The organism is Microcystis aeruginosa NIES-4325 (genome assembly GCF_008974145.1).
GTDB lineage: Bacteria > Cyanobacteriota > Cyanobacteriia > Cyanobacteriales > Microcystaceae > Microcystis > Microcystis aeruginosa_G.
Window position 1 is genome coordinate 1 of the sequence record NZ_BJKP01000094.1, and the last position, 1,082, is coordinate 1,082.

The window sequence follows — 1,082 nt, forward strand, 5'->3', positions numbered from 1 at the left end:
TATAGCGGGTTTCAGTTGAATGAGGTACAGCATGGATGACTAGGTAGGCTCTTTAAAAGGGGTATCGCAATAGCAACAATGGGTAAACCAGTGATGGATGTCTCGCAATGTAATCTGACTAAAGGCTTGAACGATCGCTTTTTCTAGATCAGCATAGGTACGAGGTGACATAGAACGAATCAGTATTTTCACTTTCGACCAACAGTTTTCAATGGGAGAAAAATCGGGAGAATAGGGAGGTAAAAACTCCAGTCTAGCACCGACTTCCTGAAGAATTGGTTCGAGGGTTTCTTTTTGATGAATCGAAGCATTATCCATTAATACACAAGCTCCTTTCCACAAGTTTGGAACTAATAATGTAGCAATAAATGCTTCAAATATTAAACCATTTGCGGCTCCAAATACATTGATAAAAGCCAGCAAGCCTTTGAGCGCTATCGCTCCAATTATCGTGACGTTTTTTCCTCGGTTTAACGGAACTGAATCATACACTCTCTGACCTTTTTCAGCCCTGCCATAAAGTCTTGTCATCCCTAGATTAGAGCCAGACTCGTCAACGAAAACCAAATCTTCCGCTCTAACATCTCGGATTTTCTCCCAATATTCTTCTCTTAATTTTTGCACTCTTTCCGTGTCTCTTTCCCTAGCGTGTAAGCTTTTTTTTTAGAGTTAAATTTAGCCGTTTTAAAATTCTACTGATTGTTGAGTTACTCACCACCGTCTGTGTTTTTTCCTCAATTTGTTTTCTTAACTCGTCTAAGGTGGCATCTTTCTTTTCTTGGACTAAATCTCCCAGCAAGATAATTTCGTCGCTCTTAAGCTTGAGTTTTTGTCCTCCACCATGCGGTCGGGGATTTAGATTTCCTGTTTCACGCCACTGCTTGATTAGTTTCTGGATAAAGCTTAAAGCTACTCTAAATCTTTTGGCTAACTCACGTTGTGAGAGGTTATTCTCCTCGTAGGTCTCGATGATCTTTTGTCGCAAGTCTAAAGAATAGGGCTTCATCGGGTCGTGGCTCCTGCCTAGGTCTATAATTTATTGTCCTCTTCTATTGTACCTCATGCAAGTGCATACCGCTATA

General features: G+C 40.7%; 2 protein-coding genes. Both read right to left on the reverse strand.

Going from position 1 to position 1,082, the window contains the following annotated elements; all coding sequences use genetic code 11:
• Positions 1-39: 39 nt before the first annotated feature.
• Positions 40-624, reverse strand: coding sequence for an IS630 family transposase (locus tag MiAbW_RS19820; RefSeq protein WP_002759745.1), 585 nt, complete (start codon positions 622-624; stop codon positions 40-42).
• A gap of 19 nt (positions 625-643) precedes the next feature.
• Complete coding sequence (locus MiAbW_RS19825) at positions 644-1,006, reverse strand: helix-turn-helix domain-containing protein (RefSeq protein ID WP_202981371.1); 363 nt, start codon at positions 1,004-1,006, stop codon at positions 644-646.
• Between the last annotated feature and the right edge of the window lie 76 nt (positions 1,007-1,082).